We start from the raw sequence: 20,560 nt of genomic DNA on the forward strand, positions 1-20,560 counted from the left end.
ATTGAAACAAATCATAGCAATTTCAAAAAGTGGAATACCGTACGATCCCGCTTACAAATCAATAAATCCAATTACGTATAATAAAGCGATTTAGGAGTTGGATTTTAGCTCAGTTCTTCGTTGGGTAACCAAAGGCGATATTCCGGAAATGGCTTTTGACCACAGCGAGATCATTGACTTTAGTCTGGAGCGACTAAAGCGTCGGGTTCGTCATCGCCCCCTTGGGTTTTATCTGCTGCCGAAAGAATTTACCTTGAAAGAGATCCGTTTGCTGTACGAAGACGTATTACAACGCGATCTAGATAAGAGGAATTTCCAGAAAAAATTCACTCGCTCAGAGCTCCTGTTGCCTGTCGACAAAAAGGTCATTGCCGCCCCCGGGAACAAAAAGCCTTCCCAACTCTACTGCTTCGACGAAAGCCACTATCAGCGAATGACGTTGAAGGGGTACGATTTTAAATTCTGAATTTTTAAAGCTTAATTCTTAATTGCCTGAATTGAGGTAAGGAGTTCATGGCCTTTGGCTCATAGCCCACTGCTCACTGCCCATCGCCAACAAAAAACTCAACACTAAGACCTAAGAACTAAGAACTATTAGAACCTATACCCCAACTGGATCACGAGTCGCGCCCCACCTTTCACGGCACTGGTATGGCCTTTGAACTCTAGAACTTCCTCGTTTTGTATGGTCTTGATCCAGTCGAATTGCTCTGTAAGAAATTCCGCGAGCTCGGGGTAATACTCCGCAACATCGAAGTTAGAATCTCCCTTCACATCCATAACGAACTCGTAAAACGTGATCGACGGAGCAAACATGATCAAATCGAGCATGAAACGATCATCGAAAAAGCTGAACTGATAACCGAGTTGGGCTCCTACACCCAAGGTGAGGAGTTCAGAAGCCACATCTGCTTCGGCTTTGAGCCCATTATCGTATTCGACATGTGTATAGTTATCCTACCAATGGTGGTGATGAGCCAGGTATGGGGCTACAAACAGTCCGTGTGGGGCAAAGCCCGGGTTCTCAGATTTCAAATAGAACCGATAATCAAATAAGAAGGAGTAGCCGAATGCCTTCTTATGTTCAAGACTAATCAGAGCGGTATCCTGAGAACGTTCCTGCAAAAAACCCGTCATACGGAGATGCCCAAAGGTCACCCCCCAACTTTGGTGTTCTTTGACAACTCTTTCGTAGCTGAATACCGCACTCTGGACATCCCAAATAAGGTTTGAGGTCGGATTGAATTTTATAACATTTGGGCGATACAATGGAGGCGCAACAGAATCGCGCCTTTCAACCAATTCTTGCGCTTGAACAGCGCTGGCCGATAAGCTGAGAACCAATAAGATAAACCCAACCCGGAAAATCACTCTTACAATATCCTGTATCCAATACTGAGCAGCACTTTATGCATAGAACCGTTGAGGTCGTAGTTCGATGTGCCGTCTGTGATCGATTCGATCTCATTGCTCCAAGAGCCTTCGGCCTTGAGGTCGATCAAGAAATCACCGATATCCAATCCGATACCGTATTGATAACCGAAACTCGACGAGGAAACAATGATCTCGGCTCCGTCCGCGTCATCCTTGCTCGGCAAAAGCATATTGAAAGACGGACCTGCGTTCAATCGGACCGGGCCCAATTTAATTCCGATCATCACAGGTATATCGATCCGATTGATATCGATCTCTACCTCTTTATCGTCGCCAGAAACGGTGTTAAAGAACTCCATTTCACCTTTGAATCCAGTATACAACAGCTCGGGCTGGACATAAAGACCCAATACCTTTACCCGCGTATACGCTCCGAGGTGAAACGATGTTTGAGGTTCTCCCGGGCGCGCTTCGATTACACCGAGTCCGGGTGCCGTTAAATCGGCGCTGATCCTAAAATCGGACCGCCCCGCTCCGGTGCGCGCACCAAACTGCCAAATCTGGCCGTAGGCCGTAGTACAAACCAATACGACGAAAAGGGAGAGTAAAACTTTTTTCATGATCGTGAAATTACCCCTCTAAGGTCGAAAAAATCGATTGCACCCATTAAAAAGCAGAAGGGCCGACCCCTAAAGGCCGACCCCTCATTGACCGCGCTGAACTTTGCGGTCGAACCAACCAAACCCGTATCGCGTTGGCGCCCTATGTCAATATGGGCTGCGCTATCATTTTTTTCCGCATCCGGCTTTCATTGCGGTCGATCACATCGTTTGAGTCCGTTAGCGACATACATACGCGCACTTTGTAAATTTGGATTTCTCGAATACGAAAAAATCCTTTTACCCACTTTTTGCGTATATATAATGACCGCGCCCTCGCGGGCGGATAGAAAACACTATCTTCCGTGTGATGACCAACCCGCAAGTTGAACAAATGAAGGCCTAGGCCGAAAGGCTCGTGAACCGCGACGAATCCGTGGTGGCGGAGCTATACGATGCTTTCAGCGGAAACCTGTACGGCTTAATGTGTAAGATGGTGCACGATGAAGCCTTAGCGGCCGATCTTCTGCAAGAGGGTTTTGTGAAGATCTGGAAATACGGGGCCAAGTACGACCCCAAGCACGGATCGCTTTTCACTTGGATGATGAACATTTGCCGCAACGGCACTATCGATCATCTGAGGTCAAAAAAACGGAGGAACGAAATCCACGATCTCAGCGAGAACGTATATAGTTCAGAAGCGGGCAATCAAATAACGCAGAATACCGACACACTCGATCTGCGTGAAAAGGTGGCTCAACTCGAACCCGATTTGCGAAATTTGATCGAACTGGCCTACTTCGGTGGCTTTACACAAAAGGAGATCTCAGAGAATTTAGACCTCCCCTTGGGAACGGTCAAAACGCGAATGCGGAAAGGAATGAAAGAATTAAGAGCCATATTTGGCGTACGACAGTGAATATAGAAGAATACATATCGTCCGGAATTTTAGAGGCCTATGCCTTGGGTGCCGTTAGCGATGAAGAACGCCGCGAGGTCGAGTGCCTTACGTCGATCTACCCGCAGCTGGCCGAGGCACTGCATGCCGCGCAAGACGATGTGGAGCAGTTGGCCCGGCTCGAATCTAAGAGTCCGCCACCGGTACTCAAAGCTTCCATACTCGATGCCGTGGCACAAGCCGCTGCAGAAGAACGCGCCGACGCCGATGCCAACACTGTCGCGAGTGCTGATGCTGACGTAGAAGCTGATGCTGACGCTTCCATCATTCAAATGAATGCCAAGGAAGATCCTGTTAAGCGCTGGCCCCTTGGATGGGTCGCCGCCGCGGTGATCGCACTCGGAATGTTCTTCGCCAATTATACCTTGCGTGATTACAACGCTGAGCTCAAACGCGACCTAGATCAAATCAGCGGCGAACTCAACGAAATTCGCGATCAGGCACTCACGCAACAAGAGCGATTGGCCGTTTTAGCGGATACCTCCTACCATCGTATTCCAATGAAAGGCGTTGAAAAGAGTCCAACCTCATTGGCCATGATCTATTGGAATCCGACCTCCGAGCAAGTGCTGCTCGATGTCCGCGAACTGCCCAAGCCCACTGAAGATCAACAGTATCAACTATGGGCCATCGTAGACGGTACGCCTACCGATCTCGGTGTATTCGACCTACCCGAAGGCCAAGAGTGGTTCGAGATGAAATCCATCACCGGAGCAGTTGCCTTTGCCGTTACCCTAGAACCACGCGGAGGCCGACCCGAGCCTGCGCTGGAGCAGATGTACGTACTCGGAGCGGTCTAACCATTCCTACCTCTCTTTTTTTTGCGACCTTCAAGGCATGAAGCGCACCCTTTGGGTCATCCTCGGAGTCATTTTACTCATCGCCTCTATCACTGGGCTCACCTGGCGGTCGGATTTGCCCGCCGTAGAGCTCATGATGAAATATACCACGCCGAATTCTGGCTGGATGATGACGGGCGGACAAAACATTCACTTCACGGATGCCGGCACAGGGCAGGCCATTCTCCTCATTCATGGCACCGGCTCGAGTTTGCATACCTGGGACGGGTGGAACCAAATGTTGGCGGGCCCCTACCGCGTGGTGCGCTTGGATTTGCCCGGGTTCGGACTCAGTGGCCCTCAACCGCAAGGCGACTACTCGCGCGAAATGTACCTCACGCTCTTTGAGGATCTTCGAAAGGCCTTGGACATCGACCGCTGGACCGTCGTTGGAAATTCATTTGGCGGGCGGCTGGCCGGCTACTACGCGAGCGACCATCCGGAAGTAGTATCAGGCCTCGTGTTGGTGAATGCCAGCGGATGGCCCAAGACCGAAAGCTCGTGGAACATCTTCGACCTCGCCAAAGGTCCGGCCGGATCGCTCATTAGCCATTGCACCCCAAAATTCCTGATCGAGCGCACGCTCCACAATGTATACGCCAATGACTCGCTCGTATCCCAAGATTTGATCGATCGCCATTATGAGCTGCTCCTTTTTCCGGGCAATCGAGATGCCTTGCGCGATCGCCTACTCGAAGATTATCCCGATTGGACCCCCGAAACGGTTACTTCGATCACCTGCCCCACCCTATTCCTTTGGGGTACGGAGGACCCGTGGTTTCCAGAATCGGACGCACGCGCGTGGTTCAACGCCATGCCCAACGCCACCTTTAAGGCCATTCCGAACGCAGGCCACTTACCCATGGAAGAGGTGCCCGTACGCACGGTCGCACAGTTTCAGCCGTGGCACCAAATGGCCATCGCGCCGTAGGCGCATACTAAGAGAACGGGCCGCGGGCTCCTGATTTTAAAAGAAAATACGCTGCGCCTCAACGGCGCGATGCGTACCTCGAACGGCCAGGTGAACAAAGTGCTCGGCGCTGTGCACCTCGATAGGTATGGTGGTCCAGGAGTGTTCGCGGAAGTGAAATTCTCCGGGAGCCTGTTCCTCGATCTCGCGTAAGGGCAAAGTGAGGCCGTCGCCGATCTCCTTCACGATCGCCTCTTTTTGGGTCCAACGGCGAAAAAATGAGCGAACCGGATCATCGCTATTTCGAAAGCCGTCCATTTCCGTTTGATTGAACTGTTTGGTGAACAAGTACGGGTCCTTGGACCGAAGCCGCTCAGAATCTAATCCGACCGCTAGGTCGTACGACCAAGCAATCGCCACGAGCTTGTCGGTATGCGTTACGTTGAATTCGAACAGGTTGGGGTGGAAGGGTTTTCCGTGCTCACCGGTGCGGATCTCCCCGAATTTCTCCAGAGGCTCACCGGCTTCGATTAAAGCATTTCGCAACAAAAGCTTTCCGGCCAAGGCATTGAAAAACCATTTAGAGTGTTTAAATTGTCGTACCTCGCGTAGCTGCGATTCGGGCAGGAGGTTCAAATATTGGTTCTCGCTGCTGTGTTGCCAGCGGTAGTTGTGCTTGAAGTAACGAACCTGAATGGGAGTCACGCGGAAAATTTAATTCAAAAGTACGATATGAGCGAGAACCTATCGGCCCAAGAGGCCATGGAGAAACTAATAGACGGGAACCGAAGATTCGTTGAAAACCAATTGACCCACCCCCACGAAGATATGCAATGGCGTTTTTCGTTGGTCGATAAACAAGAGCCCTACGCCGTTATCGTCACGTGTTCCGATAGTCGAGTAGCCCCGGAAATCGTATTCGATCAGGGGCTGGGCGACCTTTTCGTTATCCGCGTGGCCGGAAATGTCGCCAAGGATAAGGTCATCGGAACCATCGAATACGCGGTTGCCCACCTCGGGGTTAACTTGGTGGTGGTGATGGGACACGAAAGCTGCGGAGCCGTGGGTGCTTCGCTGGAAATAGACCTCCCGGGCGGACACATCAACGCGTTGGTCCACCAGATTCGACCGGCAGTATTAGCTGCTCAAGAAATGGAGGGCGATGTACTCACCAATGCGATCAAGATCAATGCGAAAATGGTCGCCCGAAATATTCAAGATAGCGATCCGTATATCCGCCCGAAACACCGCGATGGACAAGTGCAGGTAGTCCCGGCATACTACAAACTCAGCGACGGAACCGTAGAGTTCATGGACTAGGTCATATTACTTTTTCTAGGGAAGATTTGCATATTCAATAGCAATGCTATTAACCTTGCCGGCTCAACGACTGGCATGGATCTTTCCCTCGTCCTCCATAACTTCTTATCACCCCCTATTCTCTTTTACTTTTTGGGAATAGGGTCTTTTCTTATGCGGTCCGATCTGGAGATTCCATCGACCTTAGGCAAGCTATTTTCGCTGTACCTATTGATGGCGATCGGGCTCAAGGGCGGATTTGCCTTGCAGCATTCTACGGGCGGATTCGAAGTGTTTGGCACTCTCGGGGCCGCCGTGCTCATGGCCACCCTTACGCCATTCATTGCGTTCTTCCTTTTAAGACGAGCACTAGGGGTGTATAACGCTGCGGCACTGGCAGCCACCTACGGCTCCATCAGCGCGGTTACCTTCATTACTGCGGTGGCATTTCTCGAAAAGCTGGGCGAAAACTACGACGGGTATATGGTCGCCGCAATGGCCTTGATGGAGAGTCCGGCCATTATCGTTGGGGTATATCTGGCGAGCAAGTACGGACGAACGAAAAACAAAGAGCAAGTAGAGTGGAAACACCTACTCCAGGATGCATTCCTCAACGGATCGGTAGTTCTGATCCTCGGTTCACTGCTGATCGGCTATGTGGCCGATGTAGAATACGAAGCGGCACTTCAGCCCTTTACTAAAGACCTGTTCAAAGGAATGCTCTGTTTCTTTTTACTCGATATGGGACTGGCCTCAGCACGTAGGATCAAGATCCTGCGAAAGACCGCCCGCATCGCCGTGAGCTTCGGTATTGGCTTCGCCCTATTCGCCGGCACACTAGGATTAGGCGTAGCCTACTTACTCAACTTGTCGGCGGGCAATGCCCTCTTGTTCACCTTACTCTGTGGCTCGGCCAGTTACATCGCTGTACCGGCCGCCATGCGCATTGCTGTACCTCAAGCCAACGCCAGTCTATACGTACCTATGTCCCTCACCATCACCTTCCCGTTCAACATCACCTTGGGGATTCCGTTGTATTTCTACTTGATTCAACTAATTTGGTAAGCTATGAAGATCGTCGACAGAATAGAACTAATTATTCCGAGTGCCTACGCGCAACACCGCCTGCTTGCCAAACTCGACGAGTGGGGCATTGAAGGATACAGCGTCATTCGAGAAGTCATCGGTAAAGGATCTTCCGGCTTCAAGGAAGGAGATCTTCCGGTCGATATCGGACGCAATTGGTACGTATTAATCGCTTGCGACCCCGATCGTACCGAAACCATCGTCGAAGCCTTTAGGCCCGTAATTTCAAAATACGGTGGCCTTTGCCTCATCTCCGAATCGAAGATGCTGAAAAAAACCCTTCTCGAAGAAGAGGATTAATCGATCAGCATCCACTCTTCTTGATCGAGCATCGGCTTGGCAACCTTGTACTTCACGGTCTTGGTCTCGCCCGACATACGGTGCTTAATGGTCACCTTATCGTTGCGACCGATCTTGCGCTCCTCGCGAACGATGGGCTCCGTAACTCGCTGCCTGCGCGGCATCGGCGGCGGTGCTTGCCCACCTCCTACCTGACGAGGCCCAGCCTGTTCCACTGATTGGGGTGGGTTTCCGCCTGCGGCGGGATCACCGGCTCTACTCGTTTGGAGCTTGCTCATGTCTTGACGCTGTTGCCTCGCGGCCTGTACTTCCTGCGGATTCTGCGTTGGAAGTTCACCCTTTAACAAGAAGCCTACGATCTCTTGATTGGTGCTGTTGAGCATTTGCTTGAACAGCTCAAACGACTCGAATTTATAGATCAACAACGGGTCTTTTTGCTCGTAGGTCGCGGCCTGCACAGACTGTTTCAAATCGTCCATCTCGCGAAGGTGATCTTTCCACTGCTCGTCGATCATGGCCAAGGTGATGTTCTTCTCGAAGGCCGCAATAAGAGCTCTACCGCCCGACTGATAAGCCTCTTCGAGGTTTACGACGGCCTGCAACATGCGCGATCCGTCGCTGAATGGCGCTACGATGTTCTCGTATTGGCCTTTCTGGTTTTCGTAAACGTCCTTGATCACCGGCCAGGCCATATTGGCAACGTGGATCATGCGATCCTTGTATTGCTTGCGCGCAGCCTCGTAGACCTGCGTGACGAGTTGATCGTGATTCGATTGCATGAAGGTCTTTTCATCGACCGGCGATTCCATACTGAAGAATCGGATCATATCGAGCTTAAAGCCTTCAAAGTCCTTGTCCTGTTGATACAATTCTACCAATCCATCGAGGGTATCGTACATCATGTTCGCGAGATCAACACTCAAGCGATCGCCGAACAATGCGTGCTTACGTCGCTTGTAAACGACCTCACGCTGAGAATTCATAACATCATCGTATTCGAGCAAGCGCTTACGAATACCAAAGTTGTTCTCCTCAACTTTCTTTTGAGCTCTTTCTATGGACTTGCTGATCATCGAGTGCTGAATCACCTCGCCTTCTTCTAGACCCATGCGGTCCATCAACTTGGCGATACGCTCAGAACCGAACAGGCGCATCAAGTTATCTTCAAGTGATACGTAAAACTGAGAGCTACCGGGATCTCCCTGACGCCCGGCACGACCTCGAAGCTGTCTGTCGACCCGTCGGCTATCGTGTCGTTCGGTACCGATAATGGCCAAGCCTCCGGTCTCTTTCACCTCCTTGGCGAGCTTGATATCCGTACCACGACCGGCCATGTTCGTCGCAATAGTCACCGTTCCGGGTTGCCCTGCCTCCGCCACGATATCGGCCTCTTTCTTGTGCAGTTTCGCGTTCAAGACGTTGTGTGGCACCTTGCGCATCTTGAGCATACGGCTCAAGATCTCGGAGATCTCCACGTTCGTGGTACCCACGAGTATCGGACGGCCTGCTTCGCGAAGCTTCACGATCTCATCAGCCACGGCGTTGAATTTTTCGCGGGTCGTTTTAAAGACCAAATCTTGTCTATCGTCACGTGCGATGGGGCGGTTGGTCGGGATCACGACCAAGTCCAATTCGTAAATGCCCCAGAATTCCCCTGCTTCCGTCTCGGCGGTACCTGTCATACCGCTCAGTTTCTCATACATACGGAAGTAATTCTGCAACGTGATCGTCGCAAAGGTCTGGGTCGCTGCCTCAATCTTCACGTTTTCTTTCGACTCGATCGCTTGGTGGAGTCCGTCCGAATAACGACGGCCTTCCATGGTACGTCCTGTTTGCTCGTCTACGATCTTGACCTTGCTGTCCATGATCACGTACTCCACATCCTTTTCGAAGAGAGTGTATGCCTTGAGCAATTGGTTCAAGGTATGGATGCGCTCGCTTTTTACGGAGTAGTCGCGAAGGAGCTCATCTTTCTTAGCGGCTTTCTCCTGATCGCTCCCTTCCATTTTCTCGATCTCCACCATCATCATTCCGATGTCCGGCATCACGAAGAAGTCGCGCTCATCTTCACCCGAGATCAAATCGATCCCTTTTTCTGTGAGCTCTATGCTGTTTTGCTTTTCGTCGATCACAAAGAAAAGATCGGCATCGACCTTGTGCATTTCCTTGCTCTGATCTTGCATGTAGAAATTCTCGGTCTTTTGAAGTTGAGCGCGAATACCCTCCTCACTCAAGAATTTGATCAGGGGCTTACTCTTTGGCAGTCCTCGATATACCTGTAAGAGCTTGAATCCACCTTCCTTGGTCTCACCTTCGGCAAGTAACTTCTTAGCCTCACTCAAGGTCTGAGTCATCAATTTCCGCTGTGCATTCACCAACTGCTCCACCTTGGGCTTCATGTCGACGAATTTCTGCTGGTCGCTGCCTTTTGGTACCGGACCGGAAATGATCAACGGAGTCCGTGCATCATCGATCAAAACAGAATCGACCTCATCGACAATAGCGTAGTGGTGCTTGCGCTGAACCAAGTCCTCTGGGCTGCGCGCCATATTGTCACGTAGGTAATCGAAACCGAATTCGTTGTTGGTACCGTAGGTGATATCCGCTTTGTAGGCTTTTCTTCGCTCGATCGAATTTGGCTTGTGCTTGTCGATGCAATCGACCGATAGTCCGTGGAATTCGAAGATCGGTCCCATCCATTCGCTATCCCGTTTGGCCAAGTAGTCGTTCACGGTCACCAAGTGCACACCCCGACCCGTAAGCGCGTTCAAGAATACGGGCAAGGTCGCTACGAGGGTCTTACCTTCTCCCGTAGCCATCTCCGCGATCTTTCCTTGGTGAAGTACGGTACCACCGATCAACTGAACATCGTAATGCACCATGTCCCAGGTGATTCGGTTCCCCGCAGCCATCCAATTATTGGCCCAAATGGCCTTATCTCCTTCAATGGTCACGTTCTCCCGACGGTGGGCTAATTCGATATCAAAATCGCTAGCCGTAACTACGATCTGATCGTTGTCTTTGAATCGCTTGGCCGTTTCGCGCATCACGGCAAAGGCCTCGGGCAGGATCTCGTTCAGAACTTTTTCTACTTCTTCAAGAGTTTGAACCTCGAGGGCGTCGATATGCTTATACAGCTCTTCTTTTTCGTCGACCTCCACCTCTTCACTTTCGATCCGCTTCTTGGTTTCGGCGATCTCAGATTGCCGGTCGGCCTCGGCAGCTTTTATTCGGTCGCGAAATTCCTGGGTCTTGGCCCGTAGTTCGTCGTTCGACAGTTGGTCGAGCCCTTGTGCCGCTTCATTGACTTGGTCAATGTATGGCTGTAACTCTTTTAAGTCGCGATTGGCCTTACTGCCAAAGACCGATTTTAATGCTTTATTCAGAAAACTCATATCCTTCGTTCACTAATCAAGGGAAACAAAAATAGCCATTTGCGCCTTGCTGCGCATGGAACCACCGGACAAAAACCCGTCCAAATTCTACGGCTATGCCAAATCGGCACAAAAGGGCAAAAAAAATCCCGCCGATAGCGGGAAGTGTCTTAGTACTCGTCCTCGTTCCAGAGGAAATCCTCATCGGATGGGTAGTCGGGCCAAATCTCTTCGATGGATTCGTAGATCTCTCCATCGGCATCCTCAATGGCTTGTAGGTTCTCTACAACCTCGAGCGGTGCTCCGGTTCGGATCGCGTAGTCGATGAGCTCGTCCTTGCTCGCCGGCCACGGCGCATCACTCAAATAAGAAGCCAATTCCAACGTCCAATACATGGTCCTTTCAAATTTTTTGCAAATGTAATTTTTTATTCCACATGCGCAAGTTATTTTTCTTCGCGCTCTCCTTCACTTATTTTCTTGGAGTCCAAGGCGTTTCGACTGCGCCGAGCTCTTGACCCAGGAATCGAGCCAATACGAACAGGTAGTCGGAAAGTCGATTCAAATAGGTTCCGACCTTTGGCTCAACAAAGCTTCTCGACCGCAATTCCGAAACGATCCGTTCGGCCCGTCGACACACGGTCCGTGCCACGTGACAATGACTCACCGCAGGGTGGCCACCGGGTAAAATAAATGCTTTGAGTTCGGGCAGTATCTCATCCATCGCATCCATCCAAGACTCCAAGAGCTCTATGTCCGAATCGAGCAAATCGGGCAAGACCATCTTCGATTCTTCCGGGTCGGCGGCCAACGAAGAGCCAATTACAAAAAGGCGATCCTGTATCTGAACCACTTGCTCGGTAACGGTATCTAAGGCCGCGACATCGCGCACCAAACCGAGGTACGAGTTAAGCTCATCGACCGTTCCGTACGACTCGATCCGCAGACTGTGCTTAGGAACCCGGGTGCCCCCAATGAGTGCCGTGGAACCTCCGTCCCCTTTTTTCGTGTAGATCTTCATGTCTTAATTTTATAGGCGAACGCGAAATCAGCGTGTACGTTCATCCGAGGCGACCTGACCATCGATCAAGCGAATAATTCGGTGTCCGTGCTGCGCAATATCCTCTTCGTGGGTCACTACCACCAACGTATTACCATTCTCGTGGATCTCGTCCATTAGCGCCATAATCTCCACTGAGGTCTTGGAATCCAGGTTCCCGGTTGGCTCATCGGCCAAGATCAACGACGGGTGATTCACCAAAGCGCGCGCAACAGCTACACGCTGAGATTGGCCTCCGGACAACTGGTTTGGGCGGTGGGTCATACGATCGCTCAACCCAACCATTCCCAGCACCTCCTCGGCACGTTTGGTCCGGTCTTCAGACGATTGACCGGCGTACACCAGCGGGAGAGCCACATTGTCAAGTGCCGTGGACCTAGGGAGCAAGTTAAAGGTCTGAAAAACGAAGCCGATCTCCTTGTTTCTAATCTCCGCTAACTCGTTGTCGGTTAAGCCGCTTACATCGGTTCCGTTCAACACATATTTGCCGTCGGTGGGCGTGTCCAAGCACCCCAAAAGGTTCATTAACGTCGACTTTCCGGATCCCGAAGGCCCCATCAATGCCACGTACTCTCCTTTTTCGATCGTGAGGGAGATTCCGCGCAAAACCTTTACCTCTTCGGTTCCTACGCGGAAATTGCGGATAATATTGTCGAGTTCAATTACTGTTGACATCGGAGAATCAAACTTAACCAAAATGCCTAAAGTCGCAACCGAAAATGTTCGGACAACTGGTTGGGCCTAAAAAATAAAAGTCCGAAACGATAGAAGTCGATCGATTGGCGCACCGCATGGTGCTGGCAAAGTTGGTCCCATGCCCGCTCCATTGGCCGCGACGAGTGAATTTCGTCGAGCACAACAACACTTTCTTCGTGCAAATGCGGCAATAACCACTCAAAATACCGCAAGGTTGAACGGTACCGATGGTCGCCATGTATGTAAACGAGGTCGTATTTTCGGCCTGCGGCCAGATGCTCGGGGAGCATGTCATCAAAGGTGCCGGTCAGAAGTTCAACATATTCAGTCAGGCTCAGCTTTTCCAGGTACTCTCGAGCGATCTCCTGCGTTGCCCTACTCGCGTCGATCGATGCGACCTTTGCTCCTGTAGGGTTATCGCGCACGGCCGTGGCCAAAAACGCGGTGCCGAGTCCGACCGAGGTACCCAGTTCGAGGATGTTCTGTGCTTCGGTAAAGCGCGCCCAGCGATAGAGCACAGCGCCGTATCGAGATGGAACACCTGAGTTACTGGCGATGGACTTCACCGTGCGCACGGTGTCCATACCTGCCCTGGAGCCGGCACCAAAGTCCTCCATGGTGATGGTTCGGCCGTCGCGCTGTACATCGCGCCGTAGGCGCAGAAGCCCCATAATTTCTGGAGTAGCGCGGTGGCGAATGGCCTCGTTATAGAGTTTGAACAGGAATGGCGAGTGCAGGGCATGTGCGTTACGCGCTGTCAGCATGTGTCGCACGTAGGCTTTGGCCATTCGGGTATTCATGGTCAGGAGAGTTCGGAGAGTTCGAGCCAGCGGTCGGTCTTCGATTCGATTTGATGCTGTATTTCGCCCAACTCAATACTCAGTTTTTCCATCTCATCACCGGGTAGGGTTCCCGATGCAAAAGCCTCATGTATCCCGGCTTTGCGGTTTTCGAGTTTTTCGATCTCGTCTTCGAGACCATCGTACTCGTGCTGCTCCATGTAGCTGAGTTTCTTTTTCTCCTTGGGTTTCTCGTTGACCGAATCGGCCTTGGCAGCAGCTTCGCGGGCTAACTTTTCCGCTCTTTCGCGCCGCTCTTTTTCGGCCATGTAGACCCTGAAGTCGCCGTAATTGCCATTCAGGTCCTTGACCTCGCCACCGCCTTCGAACACGAAGAGTTGATCGACGAGCTTGTTCATAAAATAGCGGTCGTGACTCACTACGACAATTACTCCTTCGAACTCCTGAAGAAAGTCTTCGAGCACGGTTAAGGTTATGAGGTCGAGATCGTTGGTCGGCTCATCGAGAATCAAGAAATTCGGATTGGCCATCAAGATGGTTAGCAAGTACAACCTGCGGCGTTCTCCTCCACTGAGTTTTGATACGTAGGTCCATTGGTCGTCGCGGGAGAACAAGAATCGCTCGAGTAGCTGGGCCGCGGTGAGCTTAAGCCCTTTGGTCAGCGGGATCACCTCGGCGATATCCTTCACCACATCGATTACGCGCTGATCTTCTTTGAGTTCGATGCCCTCTTGATCGTAGTAGCCAAATTGAACCGTATCTCCAATGACGATCTTACCGCCTTTGGGTGCAATTTGTCCCGTGAGGAGCTTTAGGAAAGTGGTTTTACCAGTACCGTTTCGGCCCACGATCCCAATGCGATCTTTACGCTTGAAGGTATAATTGAATCCGTTCAAGATCGGCAGTTCGCCGTAGCTCATTTTGACGTTGTGCAGCTCAACGATCTTGGCACCCATGCGCTGCATTTTGATCTCCATCTCGACCTGCTCATCTCTTTGACGCTTATGGGCTTCTTTTTTTACATCGTAGAACGCGTCGATTCGAGCCTTGCTCTTGGTACCTCTCGCTTTGGGCTGCCGACGCATCCAGTCGAGCTCCTTGCGATATAGGTTCTTCGCTTTATCGATGTTGGCTGTTTCGATCTCGTACCGTTCGTTCTTCTTGGCCAGGTAGTAAGCGTAATCGCCTTGATACTTGAATATCTGACCCTGATTGAGCTCTATGATAATATCACAGAGCGAATCGAGGAAGTAGCGGTCGTGCGTCACCATGAACAAGGTAACCTCCGGTCGGCCGAGAAATTCCTCGAGCCATTCGATCATTTCGATATCGAGGTGGTTCGTAGGCTCATCTAGGATAATGAGATCGGGCTGCTGAATGAGCAACTTGGCCAAAGCCACCCGTTTTTTTTGTCCGCCTGAGAGCGACCCGATCGGCCGATCGATTTGGTCGAGGTTGAGCTTCCCCAGGATCTGTTTGACCCGCACTTCGGCATCCCATGCCTGCAGCTTCTCCATTTCGTCGAATGCGCCTTGCATTTCCTCTGCATCTTCGGGGTGCTCGAGACTCCGCTCATAGCGCCGAATGGCGACCATAATGGGGTCGTCGCCATCGAACATAGCATCGATGATGTGCTTGTCCTCGGGCAAATTGGGGTCTTGATCGAGGAATCCGACCGCGATCCCTTTCCTAAAGGTTACGTTTCCGGAATCCGGTGCTTCTTGTCCGGCAAGGATCTTCAACAAAGACGATTTACCCGTTCCATTCTTGGCGACGAAGGCCACTTTTTGACCTTGATCTATACCAAAACTCACATCTTCGAAGAGCACCCGCTCCCCGAACGATTTAGTAAAATTTTCGACGCTCAAGTAGTTCATCGCGAACAAAGGTAGCGCTATTGTCTTATCTTGAGCACATGGAAACGATTCGACAAATATTCGACGGCCAAAAGCGATATTTCGCATCGCGCCACACCTTGGATATTAAGTTTCGCAAGGAGCAATTGCGTCGTTTGGCCTTTGCGATCGACCATCGCGAAAAGGACATTTTGAAGGTGCTGGAGTCGGACCTGGGCAAGTGTGCTTTTGAGGGGTGGGTGCACGAGCTCATGCTCATCAAAACGGACATCAAGTTGATGTTGAAGAATCTGAACAGCTGGTCGGCCCCCGAAAGAGTACCGGATACCTTGGGGAATTTTCCTTCGACCAACTACACCTTTGCGAGTCCGTATGGAGTAACGTTGATCATGGCTCCCTGGAACTACCCCATTCAATTGGCCTTGATGCCTTTGGTGAGTGCCTTGGCGGCCGGGAATACAGCGATCATCTCTCCTTCGGAACACGCACCTGCCACGAGCAAGTTAATGCATGAGATCATCGACGAGCACTTCAAGAGCGAATACGTCGCCGTGATCGAAGGTGGGGTTCCGGAAAAGCAAGTGCTTTTGGAGCTCCCGTTCGATTACATCTTTTTTACCGGCAGCACTGAAGTGGGAAAGGTCGTCATGCAGGCTGCGTCGGAACATTTAACTCCGGTAACCTTGGAGCTGGGAGGTAAGAGTCCGGCCGTGATCGACGAAACAGCCAAGATCAAAACTGCGGCTCGGCGAATTGTGTGGGGCAAGTTCATGAACGCCGGTCAGACCTGTGTAGCCCCCGATTACTTGTTGGTTCATGAAAGTCGAGAAGAAGAGTTGCTCGAGGCACTGACCAGAGAGATCGTTCGTCAGTATGGCGACGATCCAAAGGTTTCGAGCGACTACGGTCGCATCATTCACGAAGGGCATTTCGACCGGTTGGCCAAGTTCACCGAAGACGGGATACTTTATTATGGTGGTGTTTTGGACAGGAGTGAGTTATTTATTGGTCCGACGGTCTTGCGGGAGATCAATTGGGGTCATCTCGTGATGCAAGAAGAGATCTTCGGCCCGGTATTGCCGGTGTTGACTTATTCGGATTGGGACGAGGCCTTACGCGACGTTGAAAAGCTATCAAGGCCGCTCGCTTTCTACCTCTTTTCGGAAAATGCGAAGCGGCACCGGCAGGTCGTTCGGGAAATGGCTTTCGGTGATGCGGCGATAAACGATGTGATCACGCACATGGCGAATCACCGACTTCCGTTTGGAGGAATTGGTTCGAGTGGTATGGGGGCCTACCACGGCAAGTTCGGTTACGATACCTTCAGTCACCTAAAAGGGATCACCAAGAAGCCGACCTGGATCGATTTGCCATTGCGTTACGCGCCTTACGGGCGAAAGTTAAACTGGATCAAAAAGTTGCTCGGATAGGAAGGAGTCGTTCTCTAAGACTCGCGGGACGAATTCTGCGAAAAGCTCTTCGGAATACCAATTGCGTTGGCGAGTTCTTTGGATAACCTCGCGGTGTGTGCCGTTGTCGTATGCGTAGCGGCGCATGGCTTCTTTGGAGGGCCAAAGCGAAAAAGTGGCTTGCTCGATCCAGGGCATTTCGCCGATTCCTTTGGCGAAGAGCACCTCTTTATTTTCGATCAGGGAGCGACTGGCCTGCGGCACATGCCGCCAGAAGTCGACTAGTCGAGCGGCGCGAATGCGCGCGCGGGTCATTACGGCAAGCGGGCCTTTTTCGTAGGTTTCCGCGATCGAAAAAGGCTGCTTGCCGTTCCACTCACCGTGGACCTTCACAGGGTTTAGGTCAATGTGCGCATGGGCGACGGAACGGGCTTGCCAATCGCGGCTCATTGGAGATCGAAGGAAGGCCCGAGCCTCATCGGCATCGTTCCAAACGGTCAAATGGGCGTAAGTAGTAAGGTCCGGACGCATGCTAAACCCCTCACCTGCACCCGTTCCCAAGAATTTAACGAATTGCGGTGCTGGCCCTTCACCTAGGCGTTCCTTGGCCAGACCCATCTGCCGGAAGGCCCACCAACGGTGCGATTTCGAGAAACGATAAAAGGAAAGTAGTACCACTATTCTGCGCGCTTCAGCCATTTAAGGCGTAGAGTGGCATTTTGTTCTTCAACGGGGCGAATTACTAGCGTATCGCCGGCGAAGGAGATTTTTCGCTGCACCGTTACCCCAACTTCGGATGAATCGGAATGGGTGAGGCGGGTGTGCTCAACGATGGTATCGCCTTTAAGAAGTTCGTAGGTTCCCGTGTAGAAATAGTTGATCGGTTCGAGGTGCAAACTCACGTGCCCCGCGTTATCGTACAATAGGGTACCGGTCATGCCACCTTCCCGGTAAGGAACCCTTCCACCCGAAAGGGTGTCGGCTTTTTCCATTGCCTCTAGCTCCCAGTAACCATGCAGGAATTCAGTGCGATCGGGCTTGACCACAACGTCGTTCTCGAGGTCGTAATACAGCTTGAAAAATACGGCCACGGTCACTACGATTATGAAGATGATCATCGAAACCATGTAGGCCAAGAAGCCTTTGATCGCCACGGAAATACTTTGTTCGAAGATCTTGAGCTGTCCGTAAACCAAGTACACTATAGCCAGACCCATGCTGAGTATGGTATTGACGACGTGATTGTCAAAAAACAGGAGTTGCAATGGAGTGAGTGCGATTCCGATGACCAGAACAAAGGCGTAGAGGTACGAATAGATCAAGAGGTGTTCGGCCAAATTGTACTTGCGTTCGCGAAGGAAAACACGACTGACGATGGCGATAAAGGGTATGATACCGATCGACATCAGGTTCATGTACTTATTCATGAGTTCGGTCATGTATTCGAAAGTCACTTTTTCCTCTTCGGTATCCGGCGTTTTGAATGCTACGGCTTCCATGATGTCGAACTGCACGAATACGATCGCATTGAGCGTCGCGAAGATCAGCAGTAGGCGTATGGGGTGGTAGTAGGGCGAGCGAATGCCCGAAATGTAGTTGCGAATGAGCACACCGGGTTCCAGCAACAGCATGCGCAGGGTGGTGTTGAAACCCGAATCGTAACTAAGAAAGCTGCTGAAGAATTCTTTGAAGATCGACTTGAGGGTCAACCGTGGAGTTTTGTTGTCCTCACCACAAGCCGCACAATAGCACCCTGTCAATTCAGACCCACAATTTTCGCAGTTTTCCATTAGAATCTCACGGCTAAGTCGACTCGGATTCCAAAAGGACTCGGATTCGCCAACGGCGAGTCTTCGAGGTACGATAAGCGCCAAATCGCATCGACCCGCAGGAATTTAAAAATATTTTCAACACCGGCGCCTACTTCGTAGTAACCCTTGGTCGGAGCTTGAATGGAGTTGCCGTCCTCCGTAGTGTTGTACTCAATGTTCTCGTTAGTTAGGGAGCCGATCATACCGCGGGCCGTCACTACCTCGCGCCACTTGAGTCGACGAAATAGCGGGATCTTGTTGAAGAACAAGCCTACGAAATGATGTTCGAGATTGAAGCTGGCGTACTGATCGGTAGAGAACTCGAAGAAGTTCATGAGGTTGTACGAGTAACGCGCGTAGGCGTAGGTGTTGTTACCCGGTGCGATCTCCAGTAGCGGATAGGGCAAGGTCCCGAAGGTCTTACCCGCTTCCAGGGTCAGGATGGATTTCCCGAATGGAGGCAACAGAAACGGTTTCGTGAAACCGAAATAGACCTTGTGAAATTCGTAATCGCTCCCCAAGAGATTTGGAATACCGTACGAGTAATTCAGAATAAAGGTCGGGTGCGGTGTGTAGACTTCGAGGCGTTCCACTCCTATTCCCAACCACTTTTTACCGAGACGATAAAGGAGGTTCACCTCGATCTCGGAAGTTGAGATCGGCCCGGGCTCCTCGTTGATCTCACTAAAATCAAGGGACCCGACACCATAAACATCGCGTCGGCGAAATTCGAGTTTGGTCTCGAGATCCTTAACGTATTCGCTTCGGAAATATCCTCTTGTTTCGCGGACCAAGCTGAGGCGATCGAATGGTTCACGTGCCAACACAGAACTGAGGAAGGAGCCAGTTCGCGTAGCTGCCGTGGTATAGCGCGCCCCGATTTGTTCGATGTCGTAGTTGTGGTACAATCCGACCTCGAGTCGCGGTTGGTCCTTGAATAGCCATTTACCTCCCAGGCTGTATTTAAGCACACCGTCTCGAGTACCGTACGCGACGTGTGCGTAAATTCGATAGAGGTCGTTTCGGTCTCCGTAGGTTCGACCTCCGAACCGTAACCGAACACCTTCGACCGGGTTAAAGGCCAAGGTCGACAAAAGCGGCCCAAGGTCATATCCTTCCATTTCCCAATAGCCCGAAAGCACGAAGGCGATGACATCGAGGTAGGTGTTGAAGGCCGGAGTATTTTGCAGCGTATCGATCATGCTGTAGATCCCTTGCTCCTGTTCCGACAATTCCTTCTTCCGCGTATTCTTCCAGAACTCCGGATCACTAGAATTCTCGATCATTTTCTCTCGGCTAAAGCCCTCCGTTCGGTAGAATTCTTCGGCCCTGGGCTTATTGATCACATAGTCGTTGAATTCCGTGGTCTTGATTCCGTACAAACCGTAGGCATCCTTATTGTCTTGCAAGGCAAAATCTACGATGATGTAGTCTTCTTTGAGCAGCCAGATCGAATCGTGATACAACTGATATTCCCTCCGTACGGAGAGGTCGTTCACGAAATTCACGTTGGCATCCCCCGACATCTTCATGTCGATCTTGGTGATCGCCCAGGTGGCTTCATCGACCCACATTTCCCCTTTGAAGGTAAGTTCTTGTTTCCTTTTCGGAATGAACTGAATAAAGAATTGCGTGCTTCCGTTGAGTTCTACGCTATCGGTCAAGTAGTACTTGTAGCTCAATAAACCGAGGGTCGAAATTGGACTTACGAATCCCTTTTCGAAGATGGGCAAGTAGTTGTCGTAGAGGTTGTAGTCTTGATAGAGCGCCCCCATGAATTCCTGCACCCCGGCATTTTGATCGAATCCGGCATTCTGCGAAGCCCGCATCACCTCTTTCTCTAGTTTGGGCTCGCTCCGGTAGTAGTAGTCATAGGCGGTTTCAACAATGAATACCGGAAGAAAAACCTTTCCATTGACATCGGAGGTATCGGCATAGTCGAACACGAACTTCAGAGGTTTAAAAACGGCTCTGTCCTTGAATTTATCGTCGATGTTATTGAGGTCGAATTCGATCTTCTCGTATTTCTGATACTCGTAGGCGTTGAGTCTCTTCGGCGAATTGCGGTCTTTGTTGTCCCAAATGTTGCGCAGGATAACGTGTGCCGGATTCTCCTTTTCTTTATCGTTGGGGTCAGCCGTGACCACGACTTCGTTGAGGTTGATGCATTCCGATTTGAGTCGGATCGTT

The 20,560-nt window shown here is 51.2% G+C and carries 20 protein-coding genes; 8 read left to right on the forward strand and 12 right to left on the reverse strand.

Features of this window, described 5'->3' with window-relative positions; translation table 11 throughout:
- The first annotated feature begins 97 nt into the window (after positions 1-97).
- Positions 98-466 (forward strand): hypothetical protein, encoded by a 369-nt coding sequence (locus tag J4F31_07885; protein MCE2496479.1) that lies wholly within the window; start codon positions 98-100, stop codon positions 464-466.
- Positions 467-594: 128 nt separating this feature from the next.
- On the opposite strand, the gene J4F31_07890 is transcribed toward J4F31_07885, so the two are convergent.
- Complete coding sequence (locus J4F31_07890) at positions 595-906, reverse strand: hypothetical protein (protein ID MCE2496480.1); 312 nt, start codon at positions 904-906, stop codon at positions 595-597.
- A gap of 467 nt (positions 907-1,373) precedes the next feature.
- Positions 1,374-1,994: a PorT family protein gene (locus J4F31_07895; protein ID MCE2496481.1), complete on the reverse strand. Its 621-nt coding sequence runs from the start codon at positions 1,992-1,994 to the stop codon at positions 1,374-1,376.
- A gap of 397 nt (positions 1,995-2,391) precedes the next feature.
- On the opposite strand from J4F31_07895, the gene J4F31_07900 reads away from it, so the two are divergent.
- The 3 genes from J4F31_07900 to J4F31_07910 are packed head-to-tail and all read left to right on the forward strand — an operon-like array spanning position 2,392 to position 4,701.
- Positions 2,392-2,892 carry a sigma-70 family RNA polymerase sigma factor gene (locus tag J4F31_07900; protein ID MCE2496482.1) on the forward strand — a complete coding sequence of 167 codons (501 nt, stop codon included), beginning with the start codon at positions 2,392-2,394 and terminating at the stop codon, positions 2,890-2,892.
- On the forward strand, positions 2,889-3,731 hold the full coding sequence (locus tag J4F31_07905; protein MCE2496483.1) for an anti-sigma factor: 843 nt from the start codon (positions 2,889-2,891) through the stop codon (positions 3,729-3,731). Before J4F31_07900 ends, J4F31_07905 begins: the two co-directional genes overlap by 4 nt.
- 37 nt (positions 3,732-3,768) lie before the next feature.
- Entirely contained in the window at positions 3,769-4,701 is a 933-nt protein-coding gene (locus J4F31_07910) for an alpha/beta hydrolase (protein ID MCE2496484.1), read from the forward strand.
- Positions 4,702-4,737: 36 nt separating this feature from the next.
- Here J4F31_07910 and J4F31_07915 read toward each other — a convergent pair whose 3' ends face one another.
- Positions 4,738-5,385 (reverse strand): 4'-phosphopantetheinyl transferase superfamily protein, encoded by a 648-nt coding sequence (locus J4F31_07915; GenBank protein ID MCE2496485.1) that lies wholly within the window; start codon positions 5,383-5,385, stop codon positions 4,738-4,740.
- Between the two features lie 27 nt (positions 5,386-5,412).
- Between J4F31_07915 and J4F31_07920 the strand changes: the two genes are divergently transcribed.
- From J4F31_07920 to J4F31_07930, 3 genes are all read left to right on the forward strand, one after another.
- On the forward strand, positions 5,413-6,000 hold the full coding sequence (locus J4F31_07920) for a carbonic anhydrase (protein ID MCE2496486.1): 588 nt from the start codon (positions 5,413-5,415) through the stop codon (positions 5,998-6,000).
- A gap of 75 nt (positions 6,001-6,075) precedes the next feature.
- Entirely contained in the window at positions 6,076-7,044 is a 969-nt protein-coding gene (locus tag J4F31_07925) for a sodium-dependent bicarbonate transport family permease (protein ID MCE2496487.1), read from the forward strand.
- Positions 7,045-7,047: 3 nt separating this feature from the next.
- Positions 7,048-7,365 (forward strand): hypothetical protein, encoded by a 318-nt coding sequence (locus tag J4F31_07930; GenBank protein MCE2496488.1) that lies wholly within the window; start codon positions 7,048-7,050, stop codon positions 7,363-7,365.
- On the opposite strand, the gene secA is transcribed toward J4F31_07930, so the two are convergent.
- The 6 genes from secA to J4F31_07960 form a co-directional block, all read right to left on the reverse strand.
- Positions 7,362-10,760 (reverse strand): preprotein translocase subunit SecA, encoded by a 3,399-nt coding sequence (secA, locus tag J4F31_07935; GenBank protein ID MCE2496489.1) that lies wholly within the window; start codon positions 10,758-10,760, stop codon positions 7,362-7,364. The two genes, J4F31_07930 and secA, sit on opposite strands and share 4 nt — an antisense overlap.
- A gap of 149 nt (positions 10,761-10,909) precedes the next feature.
- A complete protein-coding gene (locus J4F31_07940) occupies positions 10,910-11,134 on the reverse strand; it encodes a DUF2795 domain-containing protein (protein ID MCE2496490.1) in 225 nt (74 codons plus the stop codon).
- Positions 11,135-11,210: 76 nt separating this feature from the next.
- A complete protein-coding gene (locus J4F31_07945) occupies positions 11,211-11,759 on the reverse strand; it encodes a cob(I)yrinic acid a,c-diamide adenosyltransferase (GenBank protein ID MCE2496491.1) in 549 nt (182 codons plus the stop codon).
- Between the two features lie 27 nt (positions 11,760-11,786).
- The gene (locus J4F31_07950) at positions 11,787-12,473 is read right to left on the reverse strand and encodes an ABC transporter ATP-binding protein (protein MCE2496492.1); all 687 of its coding nucleotides are present in this window, start codon (positions 12,471-12,473) and stop codon (positions 11,787-11,789) included.
- A 26-nt stretch (positions 12,474-12,499) separates the two neighbouring features.
- A complete protein-coding gene (locus J4F31_07955) occupies positions 12,500-13,294 on the reverse strand; it encodes a class I SAM-dependent methyltransferase (protein MCE2496493.1) in 795 nt (264 codons plus the stop codon).
- A 2-nt stretch (positions 13,295-13,296) separates the two neighbouring features.
- Positions 13,297-15,171 (reverse strand): ABC-F family ATP-binding cassette domain-containing protein, encoded by a 1,875-nt coding sequence (locus J4F31_07960; GenBank protein ID MCE2496494.1) that lies wholly within the window; start codon positions 15,169-15,171, stop codon positions 13,297-13,299.
- Between the two features lie 38 nt (positions 15,172-15,209).
- Between J4F31_07960 and J4F31_07965 the strand changes: the two genes are divergently transcribed.
- The gene (locus J4F31_07965; protein ID MCE2496495.1) at positions 15,210-16,580 is read left to right on the forward strand and encodes an aldehyde dehydrogenase; all 1,371 of its coding nucleotides are present in this window, start codon (positions 15,210-15,212) and stop codon (positions 16,578-16,580) included.
- Here J4F31_07965 and J4F31_07970 read toward each other — a convergent pair.
- From J4F31_07970 to J4F31_07980, 3 genes are all read right to left on the reverse strand, one after another.
- A complete protein-coding gene (locus J4F31_07970; GenBank protein ID MCE2496496.1) occupies positions 16,551-17,258 on the reverse strand; it encodes a hypothetical protein in 708 nt (235 codons plus the stop codon). The two genes, J4F31_07965 and J4F31_07970, sit on opposite strands and share 30 nt — an antisense overlap.
- The gene (locus J4F31_07975; protein ID MCE2496497.1) at positions 17,237-18,268 is read right to left on the reverse strand and encodes a DUF3667 domain-containing protein; all 1,032 of its coding nucleotides are present in this window, start codon (positions 18,266-18,268) and stop codon (positions 17,237-17,239) included. The genes J4F31_07970 and J4F31_07975 overlap by 22 nt, the downstream gene beginning before the upstream one ends.
- Before the next feature lie 80 nt (positions 18,269-18,348).
- Positions 18,349-20,560: hypothetical protein (locus tag J4F31_07980; protein MCE2496498.1), on the reverse strand; the 2,212-nt coding region annotated here is incomplete at its 5' end.

The sequence above is a fragment of the Flavobacteriales bacterium genome, assembly GCA_021296215.1.
Classification (GTDB): Bacteria; Bacteroidota; Bacteroidia; order Flavobacteriales; family ECT2AJA-044; genus ECT2AJA-044.

Bases quoted from the DNA above. Each gene is read 5' to 3' on its own strand.
- J4F31_07910 (MCE2496484.1), top strand. From the start codon at position 3,769: ATGAAGCGCACCCTTTGGGTCATCCTCGGAGTCATTTTACTCATCGCC.
- secA (MCE2496489.1), bottom strand. From the start codon at position 10,760: ATGAGTTTTCTGAATAAAGCATTAAAATCGGTCTTTGGCAGTAAGGCC.
- J4F31_07920 (MCE2496486.1), top strand. From the start codon at position 5,413: ATGAGCGAGAACCTATCGGCCCAAGAGGCCATGGAGAAACTAATAGAC.
- J4F31_07965 (MCE2496495.1), top strand. From the start codon at position 15,210: ATGGAAACGATTCGACAAATATTCGACGGCCAAAAGCGATATTTCGCA.
- J4F31_07945 (MCE2496491.1), bottom strand. From the start codon at position 11,759: ATGAAGATCTACACGAAAAAAGGGGACGGAGGTTCCACGGCACTCATT.
- J4F31_07960 (MCE2496494.1), bottom strand. From the start codon at position 15,171: ATGAACTACTTGAGCGTCGAAAATTTTACTAAATCGTTCGGGGAGCGG.
- J4F31_07955 (MCE2496493.1), bottom strand. From the start codon at position 13,294: ATGAATACCCGAATGGCCAAAGCCTACGTGCGACACATGCTGACAGCG.
- J4F31_07925 (MCE2496487.1), top strand. From the start codon at position 6,076: ATGGATCTTTCCCTCGTCCTCCATAACTTCTTATCACCCCCTATTCTC.
- J4F31_07895 (MCE2496481.1), bottom strand. From the start codon at position 1,994: ATGAAAAAAGTTTTACTCTCCCTTTTCGTCGTATTGGTTTGTACTACG.
- J4F31_07970 (MCE2496496.1), bottom strand. From the start codon at position 17,258: ATGGCTGAAGCGCGCAGAATAGTGGTACTACTTTCCTTTTATCGTTTC.
- J4F31_07950 (MCE2496492.1), bottom strand. From the start codon at position 12,473: ATGTCAACAGTAATTGAACTCGACAATATTATCCGCAATTTCCGCGTA.
- J4F31_07930 (MCE2496488.1), top strand. From the start codon at position 7,048: ATGAAGATCGTCGACAGAATAGAACTAATTATTCCGAGTGCCTACGCG.
- J4F31_07940 (MCE2496490.1), bottom strand. From the start codon at position 11,134: ATGTATTGGACGTTGGAATTGGCTTCTTATTTGAGTGATGCGCCGTGG.